Source organism: Polaromonas sp. CG_9.11 (assembly GCF_015752225.1).
GTDB lineage: Bacteria > Pseudomonadota > Gammaproteobacteria > Burkholderiales > Burkholderiaceae_C > Polaromonas.
This window is the reverse complement of sequence record NZ_JADOVE010000052.1, coordinates 2,501-5,700: the sequence shown is the minus strand read 5'-3', so window position 1 is coordinate 5,700 and position 3,200 is coordinate 2,501. Positions and strand designations below refer to the sequence as shown.

General features: G+C 50.9%; 2 rRNA genes. Both read right to left on the bottom strand.

What is annotated here, in order from left to right:
* Positions 1 to 9 precede the first annotated feature (9 nt).
* Positions 10 to 122 (bottom strand): 5S ribosomal RNA (rrf, locus tag IWX85_RS19870).
* A 170-nt stretch (positions 123 to 292) separates the two neighbouring features.
* Positions 293 to 3,176, bottom strand: a 23S ribosomal RNA gene (locus tag IWX85_RS19865).
* Positions 3,177 to 3,200 lie beyond the last annotated feature (24 nt).

The following is a 3,200-nucleotide window of genomic DNA, read 5'->3' as shown; positions in this document are numbered from 1 at the left end:
GCTATAAGAGCCTGACGATGACCTACTTTCACACGGGAATCCGCACTATCATCGGCGCTGAGTCGTTTCACTGTCCTGTTCGGGATGGGAAGGAGTGGTACCAACTTGCTATGGTCATCAGGCATAACTGGTTGACGAACGGCTTGCCACATGGGAAGCAGTCCATCGAATTCATAGAGCAAATCAGCTTGTAATTTAGATTGTTGCACAGTCCGCTTGGACTGTGTCTTTTGAATGCGTCAGTCTTGGCATAACAGCCTTAAACGCGTCTTGTTGAGACGGTCAAAGTTATAGGGTCAAGCCTCTCGAGCAATTAGTACTGGTTAGCTTAACGCATTACTGCGCTTCCACACCCAGCCTATCAACGTCCTGGTCTTGAACGACTCTTCAGGGGGCTCAAGGCCCCGGCAGATCTAATCTTGAAACGAGTTTCCCGCTTAGATGCTTTCAGCGGTTATCTCTTCCGAACTTAGCTACCCGGCAATGCCACTGGCGTGACAACCGGTACACCAGAGGTTCGTCCACTCCGGTCCTCTCGTACTAGGAGCAGGCTTCCTCAAATCTGCAGCGCCCACGGAAGATAGGGACCAAACTGTCTCACGACGTTTTAAACCCAGCTCACGTACCTCTTTAAATGGCGAACAGCCATACCCTTGGGACCGGCTACAGCCCCAGGATGAGATGAGCCGACATCGAGGTGCCAAACACCGCCGTCGATATGAACTCTTGGGCGGTATCAGCCTGTTATCCCCAGAGTACCTTTTATCCGTTGAGCGATGGCCCTTCCATACAGAACCACCGGATCACTATGTCCTGCTTTCGCATCTGCTCGACTTGTCAGTCTCGCAGTTAAGCACGCTTATGCCATTGCACTATCGTCACGATGTCCGACCGTAACTAGCGTACCTTCGAACTCCTCCGTTACACTTTGGGAGGAGACCGCCCCAGTCAAACTGCCTACCATGCACTGTCCCCGATCCAGATAATGGACCTAGGTTAGAACCTCAAACACACCAGGGTGGTATTTCAACGTTGGCTCCACCGGAACTAGCGTCCCGGCTTCAAAGCCTCCCACCTATCCTACACAGGTCTGTTCAAAATCCAATACAAAGCTACAGTAAAGGTTCATGGGGTCTTTCCGTCTTTCCGCGGGGAGATTGCATCATCACAAACATTTCAACTTCGCTGAGTCTCAGGAGGAGACAGTGTGGCCATCGTTACGCCATTCGTGCAGGTCGGAACTTACCCGACAAGGAATTTCGCTACCTTAGGACCGTTATAGTTACGGCCGCCGTTTACTGGGACTTCAATCAAGAGCTTGCACCCCATCATTTAATCTTCCAGCACCGGGCAGGCGTCACACCCTATACGTCGACTTTCGTCTTAGCAGAGTGCTGTGTTTTTAATAAACAGTCGCAGCCACCGATTTTTTGCAACCTCATTGGGCTCCAGGAGTAAATCCCTTCACCTACTAGAGGCACACCTTCTTCCGAAGTTACGGTGTCAATTTGCCGAGTTCCTTCTCCTGAGTTCTCTCAAGCGCCTTAGAATACTCATCTCGCGCACCAGTGTCGGTTTGCGGTACGGTCGTGTGTAGCTGAAGCTTAGTGGCTTTTCCTGGAAGCAGGGTATCACTCACTTCGGCTGCAAGCAGCCTCGTTATCACCCCTCATCTAAGCCCGGCGGATTTACCTACCAGGCACGACTACAGGCTTGAACCAACATATCCAACAGTTGGCTGAGCTAACCTTCTCCGTCCCCACATCGCACTACACATCGGTACAGGAATATTGACCTGTTTCCCATCAGCTACGCATCTCTGCCTCGCCTTAGGGGCCGACTCACTCTACGCCGATGAACGTTGCGTAGAAAACCTTGCGCTTACGGCGAGGGGGCTTTTCACCCCCTTTAACGCTACTCATGTCAGCATTCGCACTTCTGATACCTCCAGCAGGGTTTACACCGCCACCTTCACAGGCTTACAGAACGCTCTCCTACCACGTGCCATAAAATGGCACATCCGCAGCTTCGGTAACTGGCTTAGCCCCGTTACATCTTCCGCGCAGGACGACTCGATCAGTGAGCTATTACGCTTTCTTTAAATGATGGCTGCTTCTAAGCCAACATCCTGACTGTTATAGCCTTCCCACTTCGTTTCCCACTTAGCCAATTTTAGGGACCTTAGCTGGCGGTCTGGGTTGTTTCCCTCTTGAGTCCGGACGTTAGCACCCGGTGCTCTGTCTCCCAAGCTGTACTCATCGGTATTCGGAGTTTGCCTTGGTTTGGTAAGTCGCCATGACCCCCTAGCCAAAACAGTGCTCTACCCCCGATGGTAATACTTGAGGCACTACCTAAATAGTTTTCGGAGAGAACCAGCTATTTCCAAGTTTGTTTAGCCTTTCACCCCTATCCACAGCTCATCCCCTAGTTTTGCAACACTAGTGGGTTCGGACCTCCAGTGCATGTTACTGCACCTTCATCCTGGCCATGGATAGCTCACTTGGTTTCGGGTCTACACCCAGCGACTGTTCGCCCTATTCGGACTCGATTTCTCTACGGCTTCCCTATTCGGTTAACCTTGCCACTGAATGTAAGTCGCTGACCCATTATACAAAAGGTACGCAGTCACCCCTTTCGAGGCTCCTACTTTTTGTAAGCACACGGTTTCAGGATCTATTTCACTCCCCTCCCGGGGTTCTTTTCGCCTTTCCCTCACGGTACTAGTTCACTATCGGTCAATGATGAGTATTTAGCCTTGGAGGATGGTCCCCCCATATTCAGACAGGATTTCTCGTGTCCCGCCCTACTTTTCGCACGCTTAGTACCACAGGTCTCTTTTTGCATACGGGGCTATCACCCGCTATGGCCAGCCTTTCCATGCTGCTTTGCTAAGAATCCTGATATCACGTGCAGGCTTTTCCGATTTCGCTCGCCACTACTTTCGGAATCTCGGTTGATGTCTTTTCCTCGAGCTACTGAGATGTTTCAGTTCACCCGGTTCGCCTCAATAACCTATGTATTCAGTTAAAGATACCTATTGCTAGGTGGGTTCCCCCATTCAGAAATCTCCGGATCAAAGCTAATTTGCCAGCTCCCCGAAGCTTATCGCAGGCTATCACGTCTTTCGTCGCCTATCATTGCCAAGGCATCCACCATGTGCTCTTATTCACTTGACCCTATAACTTTGATTTCTCGCCGTT